The sequence below is a fragment of the Saccharopolyspora sp. ID03-671 genome (genome assembly GCF_045278815.1).
In the GTDB taxonomy this organism is placed as follows: Bacteria; Actinomycetota; Actinomycetes; order Mycobacteriales; family Pseudonocardiaceae; genus Saccharopolyspora; species Saccharopolyspora ipomoeae.
Window position 1 is genome coordinate 2870319 of record NZ_CP134054.1, and the last position, 17037, is coordinate 2887355.

The window sequence follows — 17037 nt, forward strand, 5'->3', positions numbered from 1 at the left end:
CCCATCCCATTCCGGTTCCACGTGTTTGGAAGCAAAGGACTCAAAGGGATGGTTTTCGACGTGTTTCGGCGAGAGCGAACGGATGTGTTCTGGATCGTCGGCTCGGGATTCAAGATTCGTCATGCCATGACGACACTTCCGGGTTCGGTATATACCGGCGCCTGGGTTCCGGCTCTCTGCGAAACGTGGCTGCTCATCCCGACCGCCACCCCGTGGCCGCGAGAACCCCTCACCAAGCACATCACCGAACGCTGCACGGAATGCGCGGCCATCGCCGACCGCGAGGAGCACGACGAACACACCTGGGACTACTGACCCCGCAACCGCCGAGAGGAATTCGAGAAGTGCACAACCCGCAGCACCACCCGCAACTCCCGCCGCGCGCCCACGAACTCACCTGGCCCCCAGCGGATCCGCCCGCGCAGAGCTCCACCGCGGCGCTGATCGTCGCCGCCCTGACCACGTCCGGCGTCTCCCTCGGTGGCTTCGCGCTGCTCGGAGCCATGTGCATCAAACGCGGTTTCGAGCAGGGCAACCACCTCGCAGGCGCCCTCCTCCTCACCGCGGCCACCCTCACCATCACCCTCGGCATCGGAGGCAGCCTCCTGGCCCTCCTCCGAGGCAGCCGAACGGGCAGGATCCTCGTCACGATCTGCTGCGCCCTCTACGCGATCAGCGGCACAACAACCCTCCTCAACGGCAACATCGGCAGCCTCATCCAACTCCTCATCGCCCTCCCCCTCGCCACCCTCTGGTGGCTCCCCACCACAACCCGAGCCCTCCGCTCCCGCAGAACCCCACCCCCTCCCGCCACGCCCTACTGGACAGGGGGCAGTTTTAGTTAAAACTGTCCAGACAAAACGGACATGATCATGGGCCAGTTATAACTAAAACTGCCCCCTGGCAACACACCCCACCCCCGACCGACCTCACGACCGGCTTCACCACCGACCTCACGACCGACATCACGACCGGCCTGACGACCGGCCTGACGACCGGCCTGACGACCGGCCTGACGACCGGCCTGACGACCGAGGGTGCTGTCTTGACCTCGTCGGCAGGGGGACAGTTTTAGCCATAATTGCGCCATGATCATGTCCGTTATGCCCGGATAGTTATGGCTAAAACTGTCACCCCGGCAACGTCCCTCCCCACCGGGACGTTGCCGGGGGACGTTCTCCCCCAGGGCTCGGGGAGGCATCGGTTTGGGAAAAGCGGGGTTGTGGGGGTGTTCTCGGGGTTAAGGTTCCGGGCGATCTTGTTGTTGTGGGAAGTCGGTGACATGGGTGCGTTAGGGCTGGTCAAGGTGGTTGAGGCCTGCCGTTTCCGGCGGTCGGGGCTCGGCGGATGACTCAACCTCCGTTACCTCCTCGTCCGTTCTGGGAGCAGCCCGGGGAACAGCCGCAGTGGCCGGCCGGGCCTGGTCAGACGCCTCAGCCGAGTCAGCCCGCGGGACAGCCGCACGTCGGAACCCAGCCAGGGCAGCCTCCGCAGGCGTGGCAACCGAACCCGAATCCGCATCCGTGGCAAGCCGGTCCGCAGCACCCGTGGCAGGCACCGCCCCAGCAACCGCCACCTCAGCAACCGCCGCCCCAGCAAGCCGAGTGGCAGCGGGCTCAGCCCGCGTGGGTGCCTCCGGGTCAGCCGTTCGCTCACGAGCCTCCGGAGCGGAGCAACCGCGGGCTCGTCGTGGGGATCGTGCTGGCCGCGGTGACCGTGTTCGGGATCGGGACCGTCGGGGCCGTGGCGGCGTCGATATCGGCGAACCGCGCCGAGGAGCGCTCCTACCAGCAGACCGCGCCCAGCTCCAGCGCCGAACCCACCACCAGCGAAACCACCTCGGAGGCCACGACTTCCGAGGAGACGACCACCTCGGAAGAACCGTCGTCGACCGCGCAGCCGGTGCTCAAGCTCGGGGACAACCCGATCAACGTCGACGGCAGCGGGGCCGTCACCACCCCGTGCTCCCTACCCGCCTTCGACACCGACGTGGCCGCGCAGGACGCCTTCTACCAGGCCGCGCTCCCCTGCCTCATGCGAGCCTGGGAACCCGCCCTGGAGCAGGCGAACCTGCCCACCGACATGCCCCGCGTCGTCACCACCGGCAGCGACATCACCACCCCCTGCGGGCTGCGGACCTGGGACCAGACCGCGCTGTACTGCCCGCAGGACAACACCATCTACATGACCGCGCGCTACTACTCCGAGGTCGAGGGCCGGACCGAGGCCGGGGTGTTCCTCGGGCAGTTCGCGCACGAGTTCGGCCATGCGCTGCAACGACTTTCCGGGATCAACGCCGCCTACGGCCAAGCCTCCGCCACCGCCCAGGGCGACGCCGGGCTGGAGCTCACCCGCCGCTCCGAGCTCCAAGCCACCTGCTTCGAAGGCATGACCCTCGCCGCGCTGCAGAACGGCGGCGTCAGCGACGAGATCATCTTCCCGGCGCTGCGCGACTCCGCCGGACGCGGCGACGAGAACAGCGACGTCGACGACCACGGCAGCATCCAGGCCAACTCCACCTGGGTCCAGCAGGGATTCACCAAGAACCGCGTCACCCAGTGCAACACCTGGCTCTCGCCGTCCAGCGACGTGGACTAGCGCCTGCCCAGCAGCAATCCGAAACCGCCGCCCGCCACGGCGGCCAGGGTCGCCAGCACGATGTTGGTGCGCCACGCCAGCGCTTCCAGCTCCGTCGCCTGGTCCTTCACCGGACCGACGCGCAACTCGCCCGACGGGCGGGTCGGCACCATCACCTGGAGGCGCTGACCCCGGGTGTGCCCGCAGCCGTCGAAGGTGGCGCGGCGGATCTGGCCGTCGATCCGCACCTCCACGACGTCGCCCGCCGCGCGCGCACCGCACGGGCGCGGTTCGACGACCACCGCCGTCGCCTCGCGCTCGACGACCTCCCGCTGCTGCCCGGACGCCGCGACCAGCGGCCACACCGTCACACCCGCGACCACCACACCGAGAAATCCCAGGACGAGCAGGATCGACGCCACCGAGGCCTCACCTCGCGTGCTTCCCACATCACCGATAGTCCCAGAAAGCCGTTGCGGCATCCCGGGATACCCGGTCAGGAGAAGATCACGTTTGCGGCGGCGACACCTTCCGCACGTAGAGCAGCCGGTCGCCCTCCTCGATCGCGTCCGCCTGCGGGGCGTCGACCCGGTAGAGCTCGCCGTCGCGGACCACGCCCAGAACTATGTCGGCCAGGTGCCGCGGCGAACCGCCGACCTCCTGGCGCTCCACCTCGCGCTCGGCGATCGCCAGACCCACCTCGGGACTGAGCAGGTCCTCGAACATCTCCACCACCGACGGCGTCGACGTCGCCATGCCCAGCAGCCGACCCGCCGTCTCGCTGGAGACCACCACCGAGTCCGCGCCCGACTGCCGCAGCAGGTGCACGTTCTCCGCTTCCCGGACGGCGGCGACGATCTGGGCCTTCGGCGCCAGCTCGCGGGCTGTCAGGGTCACCAGCACCGCCGTGTCGTCGCGGGCCGGGGCGATCACGATCGCGCGGGCGCGCGGCAGACCCGCCACGCGCAGCACGTCCGAGCGGGTACCGGAACCGTTGACCGTTACCAGGCCCTGCGCAGACGCCGACTCCAGCGACGCGCGGTCGGTGTCGACCACGACGATGCGACCCGGGTCCGCGCCCTCGCCGAGCAGCGCGGTGACCGCGGAACGGCCCTTGGTTCCGTATCCGATGACGACCACGTGGTCGCGCACCTTGGACCTCCAGCGTTGGATCTTGAAAGCCTGCCGCGAGCGCTCGGTGAGCACTTCCAGCGTCGTGCCGACCAGCACGATCAGGAACAGCACCCGCAGCGGCGTGATGACGAGCACGTTCACCAGGCGCGCCTGGTCGCTGACCGGGGTGATGTCGCCGTAACCGGTCGTGGACAGCGACACCGTCGCGTAGTAGATGACGTCGAGGATGCTGATCTCGCCGCCCGCCGAGTCCTTGTACCCGTCGCGGCCGACGTAGACGATGGCGACCGTGGCCGCCAGCGCCACCAGCGCGCCCAGGATGCGGCGGACGATGGAGCGCACCGGGCTGATCACCGTGCCCGGCATCCGGATGACGCCGACGAGAGCGTGATCGGGTCTGGTGCTCAGCTCTTCCTCGGCGTTGTGCCTGCCGAACAGCTGGCTCGGACCTCGATTCATGAGTCGTGCTCCCCGACGTTGTGACCACTCACGGCGTTGAACAGTAACCGCTCCGCGCACGTCGAACACGACCGCCCGGAATTGTGTCGAATTCCTGGCAGAACACCATCCCGAAAATGCGGTCCGGACGTTTACCATGCGACGGTGCAGCAGCTTCAGCACGCGGCCCGCGCACTCGGGTGGGACGGCCGACTGGTACCGGATGTGGAGGTGCTCGGGGCCCGTTTCACCGCGGTGGCCCGCATCCGCCAGGACGTCCACCAGTGGCGTCTGAACCACGGGTGGGAACCCGAGCTCGACCCCGCGTGGTTCAAGGCGTGGTCCGAGCCCGAGCGCCACGACCAGCTGCCGGTGGCGGCGGTCGACCTGATCGGGATCCTGGTCCCGGTGTCCAAGCCCTCGCGCGCGCTGCGGGCCTGCGGGATGCTGCTGAGCCTCGCCCCCTGCGCGGTCGTCCTGCCCGGTCGGCACCGGGAGGACCCGCTGTCGATGCTGGAGCTGGACTACTACGGCGCCGGGATCGTCACCACCGGTCCCGACGACGCGGGCGAGCTCGTCCTCGCCCCGGAGAACCGCGCCGCCGAATTCGGCTCGTCGATGTTCGGCCGGTGGCTGCTGGAAGTCCTGTACTCGCGACTGCTGGAGAACCCGCACATCGCGGAGAACGCCTGAGGCGCGGTTCTCACGAGAACCACCCACCGCAGACCCCCGACGTGGGCGCAGTTTTCATGAAAACTGTCCCCACCCACAGACCCCGAGGTCGGGAAGTTTTCATGAGAACTGTCCCGACCCACAGGGGGAGGTCGCCGGCAAATCCCCACGTCGGGGACGTTTTCTCCGGGTTTCGTCGTGGTCCTGTGGTTGGGGAAGTTTTCATGAAAACTTCCCCAACCCATGTCAGGCGAGGACGTACTCGTGCCAGTTGAGGCCGTCGGCGTTCCAGCGCATTCCGCGGCCCTCCTGGAGGACCCGCATCGCCTGGACGGTGTGCGGCCAGCGGCGGATGACGTTGGCCAGCGCGACCGGGGTCATCTGGTCGACGGTGCGCCGGTGATCGCCGGGGCCGAGCATCGCGATGCCGCCCGGGGTGGACAGGATGTCGGTGAGCGGCCGCTGCCCGGACAGGGCGACCTGCTCGACGCTGATGATGGTGTGCGGCTGCAGCTCCGACGGCCAGGACTGGCGGTCGATGTCGCCGGCGACCGGCGTCTCGCAGTTGCCGCACTCGCACTCGAACTCGCTGGCCCAGCCGTGCTGCTGCCACGACCAGATCACGGCGGTCCCGGCGTCGAGGTCGGACAGCGCCGCCACGTGCGGCCACGCGCCGACGACGGCCTGCAGCTTGGTCTGCTTGGACTCCCGACCCTTGGCGCCCGGCCCCTCGAAGGACCAGGTGCCCTCATCGTCGCGGTGGACCCGCACCAAGGGGGCGCGCAGGGCGAGCACTTCGGTGTCCACGCGCACCGCGGATTCCGGCGGAGTGGTGAGCTTCCAGTCGGTGTTCATCGCGGGCATAGTCGTCCGCCGCGCACGCCGAACTCAAGCTCCACCACCCGAACGTGTACACCTTCAGCCGTTCTTCGGGACCGCCGTGATGAGCTCGCGCAGACCCGCTGAATCGCGCAGATCCGCAGGTCGCAGCGTGTAGTCGTGGCGCACGTAGTGGAACGCGGCGCGCACCTTCTCCAGCGGCGTCCTGGACAGCTCCGCCCACGCCAGCCGGTAGGCCGCCAGCTGCACCGACAGCGACGGGACCTGGTCGCCGCCCGGCACTCCCCCGGTCTTCCAGTCCACGACCGTCCAGCCGCCGTCGGGGTCGGCGAACACGGCGTCCATCCGGCCGCGCAGCACGATCCCCTCCACCTGCGTCTCGAACGGCACCTCCACCCGGTGCGGCGTGCGGTCGGCCCACGAGCCGCGCAGGAACGCCTCCTGCAGCTCGGCGAGGTCCTCGTGCAGCGGAGCGGAATCGTCGGCGGCGCCGGGCAGTTCGTCCACGTCGAGCAGCGCCGAGGAGGTGAACCGGTGCTCCAGCCAGGCGTGGAAGGCCGTGCCGCGGCGGGTCATCGGGTTCGGCGGGTACGGCAGCGGCCGCCGAAGCCTGCGGGCCAGCGCGTCGGTGTCGCCGGCGAGCTCGACGAGCTGGCTCACCGACAGGTGGTCCGGCAGCCGCACCTGCTCGCGGCGCTGTGCGGCGGCGGCCCGCTCGGCCAGCAGCACGTCGACGTCCCGGGCCCAGCCGTCCGGGTCCTCGTCGTCCACCGCCGAGTCCGAAGTGGAGTCCGAAGTGGACATCGCGGCGCGGACGAGTTCCGCTCCCTCGGCGACGGATTCGCGGCGCGGCCCCAGCGGGTCCACCGGCCACTCGGCGGAGCGGACCTCGTCGGCCAGCGGGTTCTCGGCGTCCTCGTCGGGCGCCGGGCACCACTCGTCGATGACGCCGACCTTGTCGTCGTGCACCACCTGCGCGGTCTCGGTGAGGAAGTCCGACGGGCCCTTGGGCCGTCGCCGGTCTCGCCCCACCAGTGCCCGGACAGCAGCAGCGTGCGCTCCGAGCGGGTCACCGCGACGTAGAACAGGCGGCGTTCCTCGGCGAGGCGGCGGGCCTCGAAGTCCTCGTCGTGGATGCTCAGCGCCTCGCTGAGCTCCTTGCGGTCCAGGCCGTCGAGCCGGTCCACGTCGAGGGTGGGCAGGTCGGGGGCGTCGCCGCGCAGCTCGGCGGGCAGCGCGGTCACCGACCGCAGCCACGACGACGCCTTGCGCTTGCCCGGGAAGACGTCGTTGACCAGGTGCGGAACGGCCACGACCTGCCACTCCAGACCCTTGGCGGCGTGCACGGTGAGGATCTGCACGCGGTCGTCGGCGACCTCCACCTCGCCCGGTTCCAGACCGTCCTCGGCGCGCTCGGCGGCGGCGAAGTAGTCCAGCAGCGACGGCAGCGTCGCCGACGGGCTGGCGGTGGTGAACGAGGTGACGACGTCGGCGAAAGCGTCGAGGTGGATGCGCCCGGCACCGCTCGGGCGGGCCAGGCTCTCGATGTCGAGCAGCAGCGTGCGCTCGACGTCGGCGACGAGCTCGGGCAGCGGCTGGTCCAGGCGCCGCCGCAGCGCGGCGAGCTCGCCGCCGAGCCTGCGGATGCGCTCGAAGCCCTGCTCGGAGTAGCGCTCGGGCTTGCCCGGGTCGTCCAGGGCGTCGGCCAGGCCCGCCTGCTCGGCGTTCTCGCCGGGCATCGCCGCGTGCACCACGGCCGCCGGGTCGTCGGAGTCGGGTTCGCCGTAGAACTGGGTGCCCAGCTCCCGCGCCCGCTCCCACAGGGCGGCCAGGTCGGCGGCGCCGATGCGCCAGCGGGACCCGGTGAGCAGCCGGGCCGCGGCGGTTCCGGCCAGCGGGTCCACCAGCAGCCGCAGGGCGCTGACCAGGTCCCGAACCTCGGGTTCGTCGAGGAGCCCGCCGAGGCCGACGACCTCCACCGGCAGGCCGCGTTCGCGCAGCGCCACGGCGATGTCGGCCATGTCGGCGCGCCGCCGCACCAGCACGGCCGCCGTCGGCGGGCGGCCGGTCTCGTCGATCGACGACTGCCACTGGGCGTGGATGCGGTCGGCGACCCACTCGCGCTCGGCGCGCACGTGCTCGGCCAGCAGCACCCGGATGTCGCCGTCGTCGGCGCCGTCGCGGGCGCGCAGCTCGTCGACCTCCAGGCCGATGCGGCGCAGCGGCTCGGAGACCGCGTTGGCCACCCGCAGCACCTCGTCGGGGTTGCGGAAGCTGGTCAGCAGCCCGTAGCGGTGCGCGGGCACGCGCCTATCGACCTCGGTGCGCGGGAAGTCGGTGCGGAAGCGCGGCAGGTTCGCCGCGCTCGCGCCGCGCCAGCCGTAGATGGCCTGCGCGGGATCGCCCACCGACGTGACCGGCAGCGGGTCGGCGTCACCGCCGAACAGCGACCGCAGCAGCACGCGCTGGGCGTGGCCGGTGTCCTGGTACTCGTCGAGCAGCACGGCGCCGTAGCGGGCGCGCTCGCCCTCGACGACCTCCGGGTGACCGGCGGCGAGGTGGGCGGCCAGCGACATCTGGTCGGCGAAGTCCATCGCGCCCTCGCGGCGCTTGCGCTGCCCGTACTCCTCGACCAGCGGCAGCATCGCGGCCCGGAGCCGTTGCGCGGCAACGACCTTCACCAGGTCTTGCGGCAGGTTGGCGCGCTGCCCCTTGGCGCGCGGCGCGTTCTCCACCGCCTCGCAGAGCTTGTCGGCGTGGGCGCGCAGCTCGTCGGGGCTGACCAGGTGCTCGGCGAGCTCACCGGCCAGCGCCAGCAGGTAGCCGGTGACGGTGGTGGGCACCTTGTCGGTGTCGAGGTCCTCGGTCCAGGTCGAGACGACGCGGTGCGCGAGCTGCCAGGACGCGGTCGCGGTGAGCAGCCGCGCCCCGGGCTCGACCGGCACGCGCAGGCCGTGCTCACCGACGATCCGGCCCGCGTAGGCGTGGTAGGTGAGGACCGTGGGTTCCTCGGTGAGCACCGCCGAGCGCAGCTGCCCGCTGGGGTCGACCTCGTCGAGCAGCCCGGAACCGGCGAGCCGGCGCAGCCGGGCCCGCACGCGGTCGGCGAGCTGGCGAGCGGCCTTGCGGGTGAACGTCAAACCGAGCACCCGTTCCGGCGTGACCAGCTGGTTGGCGACCAGCCAGACGACGCGGGCGGCCATCGTCTCGGTCTTGCCCGCGCCCGCGCCCGCGACCACCAGGGCCGGTTCGGGCGGGGCGGCGATGACCTCGGCCTGCTCGGGCGTGGGCTCGTGCAGGCCCAGCGCCTGGGCGATCCGCTGCGGAGTGATCACTGCGAGACCTGCCTCCCCGCCGGGTGGACCGGGCAGCTGGTGCGCGCCGGGCAGCGCGGGCAGTCGGTGTTCTCGCTGGCCACGTAGGCCGGTCCGAGGCTGGACTCGGCGGCGCTGTGCACCACGTCGAGCCACACCTTGATCTTGTCCTCGTCGAGGGGTTCCTGCGCGCGCTCCGTGGCCGCGCCCTTGCGGTCGGACTTGGCGACGTAGAGCAGCCGGGCCCCGCCGGGCTCGTCGTCCTCGCCGCCGAACGCACCGAGCGCGGCGGCCAGCTGGTAGACCGCCAGCTGCGGGTGCTCCTCGGCATCGCCCTTGCTGACCGGGGCTTTCGCGGTCTTGACGTCGACGACGACCGGACGGCCCTCGGCGTCCTTCTCCAGCCGGTCAACCCGTCCGCGCAGCCGCAGCCACGGCCCGCCCTCGCGGCCCTGCACGGTGACGTCGAGGTCGCGCTCCACGCCGATCTGGGTGAGCTCGGCGCGGGACTGCACGAGCCACACGACGAACGCGTTGAGCATCCCCTCGACGCGCTTGCGCTCCTTGCGGGAGAACCACGGCGCCCCGGCGTCGACGGTCTGCCACGCCTCGTCGAGGGCCTGGTGCAGCTGCGCGGTGTCGGCTCCGTCGGCGGCGGCCTGCACCAGCGCGTGCACGAGAGTCCCCGTCACGGCGGCGAGTTCGGCGGTGTCCTGACCACCGTTGCGCTCGACCAGCCAGCGCAGCGGGCACTTCGCGAGGATGTCCACCGTGGAGGGCGAGACCTTGACCGGATCGTCGCCGGTGACCAGCGGAGCATCGGTGGACGGAACGGGCAGGCCGTACCAGGTGTCCGGGTCGGCACCGGGCACGCCGTCGGCGGCCAGCCGGGCCAGCTGAGCGGCGGCGCGTTTCCTGCGCTCCTCGGGTTCCTCCGAGTCGCAGACCACCCGGCGCAGCTCCCCGACCAGATCGGCCAGCGTCAGACCCCGCTCGGGGCGGGCGATCGGGCGCTCCGCGGAATCCGGGTCGCTGTCGACGCCGTCGAGCTCGTCGAGGAACCGCGACGGCTGCTCGTCCTCCCCGCGCACCGCGCTGACCAGCAGGCTCCGCCGCGCCCGGCTGGCGGCGACCAGCAGCAGGCGACGTTCCTCGGCCAGCAGCGGCGCGGTCGCCGAGACGCGCTCGCCGGTCATCCCCGACAGCACGTCCACCAGCTGCTCCACGCCGAGCAGCGACCCGCGCAACCGCAGGTCGGGCCAGCTGCCCTCCTGCACGCCGGGCACCGCCACCACGTCCCACTCCTGGCCGCTCGCGGCGTGCGCGGTGAGGATCTGCACCGCGTTGTCGCGCGGCGCGGTCGGCGCCAGCGAGGAACCCGCGATGTGCTGCTCGGTGAGGTAGTCGGCGAACCCGGCCGCGTCGTTGCCGGGCGAGCGGTCGACGAACTGGGCGGCGGCGTCGAACAGCGCCACGATCGCGTCCAGGTCCCGGTCGGCCTGCGCGCCGGTGACGCCGTGCCGCTCGGACTGGGCGACCCAGCGCTTCTCCAGACCCGAGGCCTTCCAGACCTTCCACAGGGTTTCCTCGACGGTCTGGCCCTTGTCGACCGAGTCGCGCGCTGTGCGCAGCAGCGAACCGACCTTGCGGGCCGGTTCGGCGGCCGAGTCCTCCAGCGCGGCGAGCCGGTCACCGTCCTGCAGCACCTCCACCAGCAGCTCACCGCTGGGACGCGCTGCGCCCGAAGCCGATTCGAGCCGCAGCAGACCGCGCCGCAACCGGCGCAGCGCCAGCGGGTCGGCGCCGCCGAGCTGCGAGGACAGCAGCAGCGCCGCCGCGTCCGCGTCGAGCTCGTGCGGGCGGACCGCGCAGCGCAGCAGCGTCAGCAGCGGGCGGACCGCGGCGCGCTGCGACAGCGGCACGTCGTCGACCGGCAGCGCGATCGGCACCCCGGCGGCCAGCAGGGCGCGACGCAGCACCGGCAACGACCGGCCCGTCGAGCGCACCACGACACCCATCCGCGACCAGGGGATCTCGTCGAGCAGGTGCGCGCGGCGCAGCTGGTCGGCGACCCACGCCGCCTCCTGCGCCTCCGTGGCCAGCAACCGCACCTGCACCGCGCCCGCGACCTCGTCCTGGTCGGACTCCGGCTCGACCAGGCGGCGCTGCGGCCCGTGCCCCGGGAGCCGGGAGGCCAAGCGCTGCACGGCTTCTCGCACCGACTTCGACATCCGGTGGTCCACGGTGAGCACGGCGGTGTCCTCGCCGCCCGGATCGGAGTCGAGCAGGCAGCGCGGATCGGCGCCGCGGAAGGTGTACACGGCCTGATCCGGGTCACCGGCGAGGATGAACTCGGTGGCGGTGTCGCCGAGCGTGCGGATCAGCTGGAACTGCTGCGGGTCCAGGTGCTGCGCGTCGTCGACCAGCACGTACCGGACCCGGTCCTGCTCGGCCCGCAGCAGCCCGGAGTCGGTGGCGAACGCCAGCCGCGCGGACCCGACGAGCTCGGCCGCGTCCAGCGCCGCGGCCTGCGAACCCCCGGCGCCGCGCAGCAGCGTGACCTGCTCGTACTGCCGCCCGAAGCGACCGGCGGCGACCCACTCGGGGCGTCCGTGCTCGCGGCCCAGGGCGACCAGCCGGTCCGGGTCGACGCCGCGTTCGGCCGCGCGCAGCAGCAGGTCCCGCAGCTCCTCGGCGAAACCCGGAACGGTCAGCGCGGGTTGCAGCGTCTCCGGCCAGTCGCGGGCGCCCTCGTCGACGTCGCCCTGGAGCAGTTCGCGGACCAGGGCGTCCTGGTCGGGGCCGTTGAGCAGCTGCGGCGGCGGGAGCTCGTCGCGCACCGCCTGCAGCCGCAGCACCGCGAAGGCGTAGGAGTGCACGGTGCGCACCAGCGGCTCGGGGGCGGTGCGGACGTCCTCGCCGGAGCCGGTGAGCAACCGGGTGATCTCGGTGCGCATCCACGACGCCGCGCGGCGGCTGGAGGTGAGCACGAGGACGTTCTCCGGGGACACGTCCCGGTTCCGGATGCGGTCGGCGGCGATCTCGGCGAGCAACGTGGACTTGCCGGTGCCGGGACCGCCGAGCACGCGCAGGAATCCGAAGGAGTGCTCCAGCGCGCGGCGGCCCGCTTCGTCCCAGGTCGTGGCGCGGCGCGCGGTCTCGGCGCGGCGCACGAGAACGGGCGAGGTCGCTGCAGGCACGCACCGAATGGAACCACGTCAGCGCGACAAGATCGCTGCTGGGCGCGCCGGGATGTGGCCCGGTTATCTGGGATTTCCAACTGTGAATGCTGGGATCGGACTCCGGCGTTTGGTGGTGCATACCAATTTTGGGTTCTGGCAGATTTCCTTGCATCGCAGGCTTCCCCCGCCTGTGACCTGCGAATTCGCGCACCCCGACAGCGCGACGCACCCCGAAGAAGGAGGAAGCGTGAGCAAGATCCGCACGAGCCTGCTCGCCGGCGCCGCCGTCCTCGGCACGTTGGCCGCGGGAGCGGCTCCGGCGTTGAGCGCCGGAGCGCCCGCCGACGCCCCGAGCCCGGCCGCCACCAGCCCGGTCGCCGCCTCGCCGTACCTGTACAACGGCTGGGGCAGCCCGCCCGCGCCCGCCGACGTCATGAACGCGACCGGGATCAAGGACTTCACCCTCGCCTTCATCAATTCAGACGGCGGCTGCAACCCCGCCTGGGACGGCCAGCGCCCGCTCGACGGCCAGGACAAGGCCACCATCGACGCGATCCGCGGCGCGGGCGGCGACGTGATCCCGTCCATCGGCGGCTACTCCGGCACCAAGCTCAGCTCGGTGTGCGGCGACGCGCAGCAGCTGGCCGGCGCCTACCAGAAGGTGATCGACGCCTACGGGCTCAAGGCCATCGACATCGACATCGAGGCCACCGAGTTCGAGAACCAGGCCTCCCGCGACATGGTCGTCGAGGCGCTGAAGATCATCAAGGACACCAACCCCGAGGTCCAGACCGTGGTCACCTTCCCGACCACGACCACCGGCCCGAACGAGAACGGCAAGGCGATGTTCGCCAAGGCCGCCGAGGTCGGCGCGAACGTGGACGTCTGGACGCAGATGCCGTTCGACTTCAACGGCTCCGACATGGCCGCGGACACCATCTCCGCGACCGAGGGCCTCAAGGAGGCGCTGAAGGCCGCGTTCGGCTACGACGACGCCGACGCCTACGCGCACTCCGGCATCTCGTCGATGAACGGCAAGACCGACGTCGAGGGCGAGATCGTCGACCAGGCCGCGTTCCAGAAGATGGCCGACTACGCCAAGCAGAACGGCCTCGGCCGCTTCACCTTCTGGTCGGTCAACCGCGACCGCCCCTGCAGCGGCGGCGCCGTCGACTCCTGCAGCGGCATCGAGCAGGGCGACTGGGACTTCTCCAAGATCGTCGCAGGCTTCCAGGGCTGACCCCGGGAACTCCCACCCCGACGACCCACCCTCCCCCGGGTGGGTCGTCGCGTGTTGGGACGAAGTTTTCATGAAAACTGTCCCCTCCCGAACACCGCGAAGTTTTCATGAAAACTTCCCCCACTCCGAGGTAGATGACCTCTCCACGGGGTTCTCCTCAGTCAGGAGGGACGAAGTTTTCATGAAAACCGTCCCGTCTCGGGGGTGGGACGGTTTTCATGAGAACTTCGCTGTCGGAGGGGACGTCGACCGAGGAAAACCGGGTGGTCCGGTGGGGTAGGTTCGGGTGGTGGACGAGGAGACTTTCGAGCGGGTCAGGGCCGTGGTGGCGTCGATCCCGCCCGGGAAGGTGTTGTCCTACGGGGACGTGGCGGCGCGGGCCGGGCTGAGCTCGCCTCGGTTGGTCGGGCGGATCATGTCCGAGGACACCGCGGACCTCCCCTGGTACCGGGTGTTGCGGTCGAACGGGACCGTCGCCGAGCACCTGCGCCACCGCCAGCTCGAACTGCTCCGCGCCGAGGGCGTTCTCGCCCGAGACGGACGGATCAACATGCGCGACCACCGCTGGGCCGACTGACCGCCCCGACAACACGCCCGCGCGTGTCCGCCGAGGTCGAGGCCGTTGCGCGGGGCAAGGATCGACCTGCCCAGGTCAGGCACCTGAGGTGCGGGCCGGGAGTTCGTCAGTGACCAGCTTGACCAGGGCTGCCGTGCGGGCTCGGTCCGGGATCTCGTGCGGGAGACCGGCTCCGGCGATCGGCGCGGCCGTGACCGGGCCGACGCAGGCGATGAGGACGTCGTCGCGCAACGCCTTCCGCAGCGCCTCGCCGCGGTCGGTGCGGTCGGCGCGGGCGAGGAAGTTCGTGGCGGCCGGGGCGCTGGTGAACGGCAGCGCGTCCACCTCCCCCGCGATGACGGCGTCGATGAGCCGGTCCAGCGCGTCCAGGTCCACCGGGTCGGTCCAGCGGTAGACCGTCACCGGCACGACCTCCCCGCCCGCCTCGCTCAGGCGGCGGCGGAACTCCAGCATCGGATCGCCGTGCACCTGCAGCACGACCCGCTTGCCCGCCACACCCCGCTCCAGCAGGTAGGACAGGATCTCGGCGGACTCCTCCGTCGGCGAAGTCCACTCCTCGCGCAGTCCCGCGCCGCGCACCGCGCCCTTGGCCTTCGCACCGCGCGCGACGATCCGGGCACCGGACAGGTGCCGCACCAGCTCCTCGCCCGAGGACTCGACCCAGCCCTTGAAGCCCATCCCGGTGATCGCCACGACGAAGTCGACCGGCGCCGACAGCACCGCCTCGGTGGCGGCGGCGAGCTCACCGTCGTCGGGCAGCGGGACCGTGTGCATCGCGGCGCCGAACAGCACGCGAGCACCCCGGCGGGCCAGCAGGTTGCCGAGCTCCTCGGCCTTGCGCTCCGCCGTGATCCCGATCGTGAAACCGCTCAACACGTCCTGCACCCGGACATCGTCACACACACCGGCGCCGGAACCGAGGCGCGACGGATCACAGCACTTCGAGCACCATCTGGGACGAGCGCTCCAGACCGGTCAGGGTCTTGGCGTTCGAGCGGGGGTGCAGCGCGTGCACCGCGAGCCGGAACAGCAGGGCGCGCAGCAGCGCCTGCGGCCAGTCGGTCAGGTGCGACCAGCGCTCCACGATCGCCGGATCCGCACCGCCCCACGCCAGCGAGTCCACGACCACCACGGCCGCGGCCCACTCGGCGGGTCGCCAGTAGGCGTTGAAGTCGATCACGCCGGGCGAGGCGTCCCCGGCGAAGAGCACGTTGCCGAACAGGTCGCCGTGCACCACCTGCGGCTGCAGCTGCACCGGGCGCCGCGAACCGGCGAGCACGTCGTAGAGCCTGCCGCCCTTGTCCTGCGGCAGCACGTAGTCCTCTTCACCCCACGCCATCCGGTCGGCGAGGGCGTAGATGTCCTGCCGGAGCTGCAGGAAGCGCGGCCGGGACAGGTACCGGCTGGAGGCGTGCAGCCGCAGCGACATGGCCACGACCTCGTCGTGGCGCGGTTCGGGACGGCCCATGACGTCGCGGCTGGCGGACCAGCCCGACACCACCCAGCGCCCGTCGGTCGAGCGCACCGGGCGCGAGATCCGGATGTCGTCGGGTTCGAGCACGTCGAGGGTCTGGGCGACCCACGCCGCCTCGGCGGTGTTGGCGGCCGGCTTGAGCACGATCTCGCCGCATCGCCACGCGACCGCGCCCTCCAGCGCCTCCGGCTCCTCGACTCGCGCGCCGAACGCCGCGCACACGTGCGGCGGTGGCGGCTCCGGCGTAGCACTCACGCGCCAGACGCTACCTCGAAGATCGGTGTTTCGGCAGCAGGCGCTCCGCGAAGAAGCGAAAGCGGTGCGCCGGTCGGCAGAACCGGCGCACCGCTCTCGACAGCTCCGATCAGTAGGTCGGCAGGCTGGTGTCGACCTGGTTGGCCCAGCCCAGGACACCGCCGCCGACGTGCACGGCGTCGGCGAAACCGGCCTTGTGCAGCGCCGCGAGGGCCTCGGCGGAGCGGCCGCCGGACTTGCAGTGCAGGACGATCTTGCGGTCCTGCGGAAGCTCGGCCAGCGCCTCACCGGAGAGGATGCGGTCCTTGGGGATCAGCTTCGAGCCGTCGATCTTGACGATCTCGTACTCGTGCGGCTCCCGGACGTCGATCAGCTCGAACTTCTCGCCCCGATCGAACATGTCCTTGAGCTCCTGCGGCGTGATGGTGCTGTTCGCCGCCGCCTGCTGCGCGTCGTCGGAGACCACGCCGCAGAACGCCTCGTAGTCGATCAGCTCGTTGATCGGCTCGGCGTTCGGGTCCTTGCGGATCTTGACGGTGCGGTAGCTCATCTCCAGCGCGTCGTAGATCATCAGCCGGCCGAGCAGCGTCTCACCGATGCCGGTGATCAGCTTGATGGCCTCGTTGACCATGATCGAGCCGATGGAGGCGCACAGCACGCCCAGCACGCCGCCCTCGGCGCAGGACGGCACCATGCCGGGCGGCGGCGGCTCGGGGTACAGGTCGCGGTACTGCGGACCGTGCTCGGCCCAGAACACGCTGGCCTGGCCCTCGAACCGGAAGATCGAGCCCCACACGTACGGCTTGCCCAGCAGCACGGCCGCGTCGTTGACCAGGTACCGGGTGGCGAAGTTGTCCGTGCCGTCCAGGATCAGGTCGTAGTCCCGGAAGATGTCCAGGGCGTTGTCCGAGGTCAGGTGCGTCTTGTGCAAGTTGACCTGGACGTAGGGGTTGACCTCGGCGATCGAGTCCTTGGCGGACTCGGCCTTGGGGCGGCCCAGGTCGGACTGCCCGTGGATGACCTGGCGGTGCAGGTTCGACTCGTCGACCTCGTCGAACTCGACGATGCCGAGCGTGCCGACCCCCGCTGCGGCCAGGTACAGAAGCGCCGGGCTGCCGAGCCCGCCGGCGCCGACCACCAGGACCTTGGCGTTCTTCAGCCGCTTCTGCCCGTCCATCCCGACGTCCGGGATGATCAGGTGGCGGCTGTAGCGCGCGACCTCTTCCTTGGTCAGCTCCGACGCCGGCTCGACCAGCGGCGGTAGCGACGTTGCGCCGGACATTCCCAGCTCCTCCTCCGGTGGCGGCACCGATCGCGGAGCGCGGCCGATGCCT

At 71.2% G+C, this 17037-nt stretch carries 13 protein-coding genes and 1 pseudogene; 6 read left to right on the top strand and 8 right to left on the bottom strand.

Annotation, left to right across the window (positions count from 1 at the left end; translation table 11 throughout):
• Positions 1 to 48 precede the first annotated feature (48 nt).
• The 3 genes from REH65_RS12940 to REH65_RS12950 all read left to right on the top strand — a co-directional run bounded on the left by REH65_RS12940 (position 49) and on the right by REH65_RS12950 (position 2598).
• Positions 49 to 315 carry a hypothetical protein gene (locus REH65_RS12940; protein WP_406692611.1) on the top strand — a complete coding sequence of 89 codons (267 nt, stop codon included), beginning with the start codon at positions 49 to 51 and terminating at the stop codon, positions 313 to 315.
• Between the two features lie 29 nt (positions 316 to 344).
• The gene (locus tag REH65_RS12945) at positions 345 to 845 is read left to right on the top strand and encodes a hypothetical protein (RefSeq protein WP_406692612.1); all 501 of its coding nucleotides are present in this window, start codon (positions 345 to 347) and stop codon (positions 843 to 845) included.
• A 784-nt stretch (positions 846 to 1629) separates the two neighbouring features.
• Positions 1630 to 2598, top strand: a complete 969-nt coding sequence (locus REH65_RS12950) for a neutral zinc metallopeptidase (RefSeq protein ID WP_406692613.1) — start codon at positions 1630 to 1632, stop codon at positions 2596 to 2598.
• Here the strand turns inward: REH65_RS12950 and REH65_RS12955 are convergent.
• The gene (locus REH65_RS12955; RefSeq protein ID WP_406692614.1) at positions 2595 to 3026 is read right to left on the bottom strand and encodes a hypothetical protein; all 432 of its coding nucleotides are present in this window, start codon (positions 3024 to 3026) and stop codon (positions 2595 to 2597) included. The genes REH65_RS12950 and REH65_RS12955 overlap by 4 nt on opposite strands.
• A gap of 58 nt (positions 3027 to 3084) precedes the next feature.
• Positions 3085 to 4170 carry a potassium channel family protein gene (locus REH65_RS12960; protein WP_406692615.1) on the bottom strand — a complete coding sequence of 362 codons (1086 nt, stop codon included), beginning with the start codon at positions 4168 to 4170 and terminating at the stop codon, positions 3085 to 3087.
• Positions 4171 to 4314: 144 nt separating this feature from the next.
• On the opposite strand from REH65_RS12960, the gene REH65_RS12965 reads away from it, so the two are divergent.
• Positions 4315 to 4842, top strand: coding sequence for a hypothetical protein (locus REH65_RS12965; RefSeq protein WP_406692616.1), 528 nt, complete (start codon positions 4315 to 4317; stop codon positions 4840 to 4842).
• A 225-nt stretch (positions 4843 to 5067) separates the two neighbouring features.
• Here the strand turns inward: REH65_RS12965 and REH65_RS12970 are convergent, their stop codons facing one another.
• The 3 genes and pseudogenes from REH65_RS12970 to REH65_RS12980 form a co-directional block, all read right to left on the bottom strand.
• The gene (locus REH65_RS12970; protein WP_281456370.1) at positions 5068 to 5676 is read right to left on the bottom strand and encodes a hypothetical protein; all 609 of its coding nucleotides are present in this window, start codon (positions 5674 to 5676) and stop codon (positions 5068 to 5070) included.
• 63 nt (positions 5677 to 5739) lie between these two features.
• Positions 5740 to 8996 (bottom strand): annotated as a pseudogene (locus tag REH65_RS12975) (ATP-dependent helicase).
• Complete coding sequence (locus REH65_RS12980) at positions 8993 to 12175, bottom strand: ATP-dependent helicase (RefSeq protein WP_406692617.1); 3183 nt, start codon at positions 12173 to 12175, stop codon at positions 8993 to 8995. Before REH65_RS12980 ends, REH65_RS12975 begins: the two are co-directional and overlap by 4 nt.
• A gap of 304 nt (positions 12176 to 12479) precedes the next feature.
• Here REH65_RS12980 and REH65_RS12985 point away from each other — a divergent pair, with 304 nt between their 5' ends.
• Both REH65_RS12985 and REH65_RS12990 read left to right on the top strand, forming a co-directional pair.
• Positions 12480 to 13397: a chitinase gene (locus REH65_RS12985; protein ID WP_406693153.1), complete on the top strand. Its 918-nt coding sequence runs from the start codon at positions 12480 to 12482 to the stop codon at positions 13395 to 13397.
• Positions 13398 to 13686: 289 nt separating this feature from the next.
• Positions 13687 to 13974, top strand: coding sequence for an MGMT family protein (locus REH65_RS12990; protein ID WP_406692618.1), 288 nt, complete (start codon positions 13687 to 13689; stop codon positions 13972 to 13974).
• Positions 13975 to 14049: 75 nt separating this feature from the next.
• Here REH65_RS12990 and REH65_RS12995 read toward each other — a convergent pair whose 3' ends face one another.
• The 3 genes from REH65_RS12995 to moeZ form a co-directional block, all read right to left on the bottom strand.
• Entirely contained in the window at positions 14050 to 14859 is an 810-nt protein-coding gene (locus tag REH65_RS12995; protein WP_406692619.1) for a uroporphyrinogen-III synthase, read from the bottom strand.
• Positions 14860 to 14905: 46 nt separating this feature from the next.
• The gene (locus REH65_RS13000; protein WP_281456376.1) at positions 14906 to 15703 is read right to left on the bottom strand and encodes a TIGR02569 family protein; all 798 of its coding nucleotides are present in this window, start codon (positions 15701 to 15703) and stop codon (positions 14906 to 14908) included.
• A 109-nt stretch (positions 15704 to 15812) separates the two neighbouring features.
• Positions 15813 to 16985 (bottom strand): adenylyltransferase/sulfurtransferase MoeZ, encoded by a 1173-nt coding sequence (moeZ, locus tag REH65_RS13005; RefSeq protein ID WP_406692620.1) that lies wholly within the window; start codon positions 16983 to 16985, stop codon positions 15813 to 15815.
• Positions 16986 to 17037: the final 52 nt, after the last annotated feature.

Bases quoted from the DNA above. Each gene is read 5' to 3' on its own strand.
- moeZ (WP_406692620.1), bottom strand. From the start codon at position 16,985: ATGTCCGGCGCAACGTCGCTACCGCCGCTGGTCGAGCCGGCGTCGGAG.
- REH65_RS12960 (WP_406692615.1), bottom strand. From the start codon at position 4,170: ATGAATCGAGGTCCGAGCCAGCTGTTCGGCAGGCACAACGCCGAGGAA.
- REH65_RS12940 (WP_406692611.1), top strand. From the start codon at position 49: ATGGTTTTCGACGTGTTTCGGCGAGAGCGAACGGATGTGTTCTGGATC.
- REH65_RS12970 (WP_281456370.1), bottom strand. From the start codon at position 5,676: ATGAACACCGACTGGAAGCTCACCACTCCGCCGGAATCCGCGGTGCGC.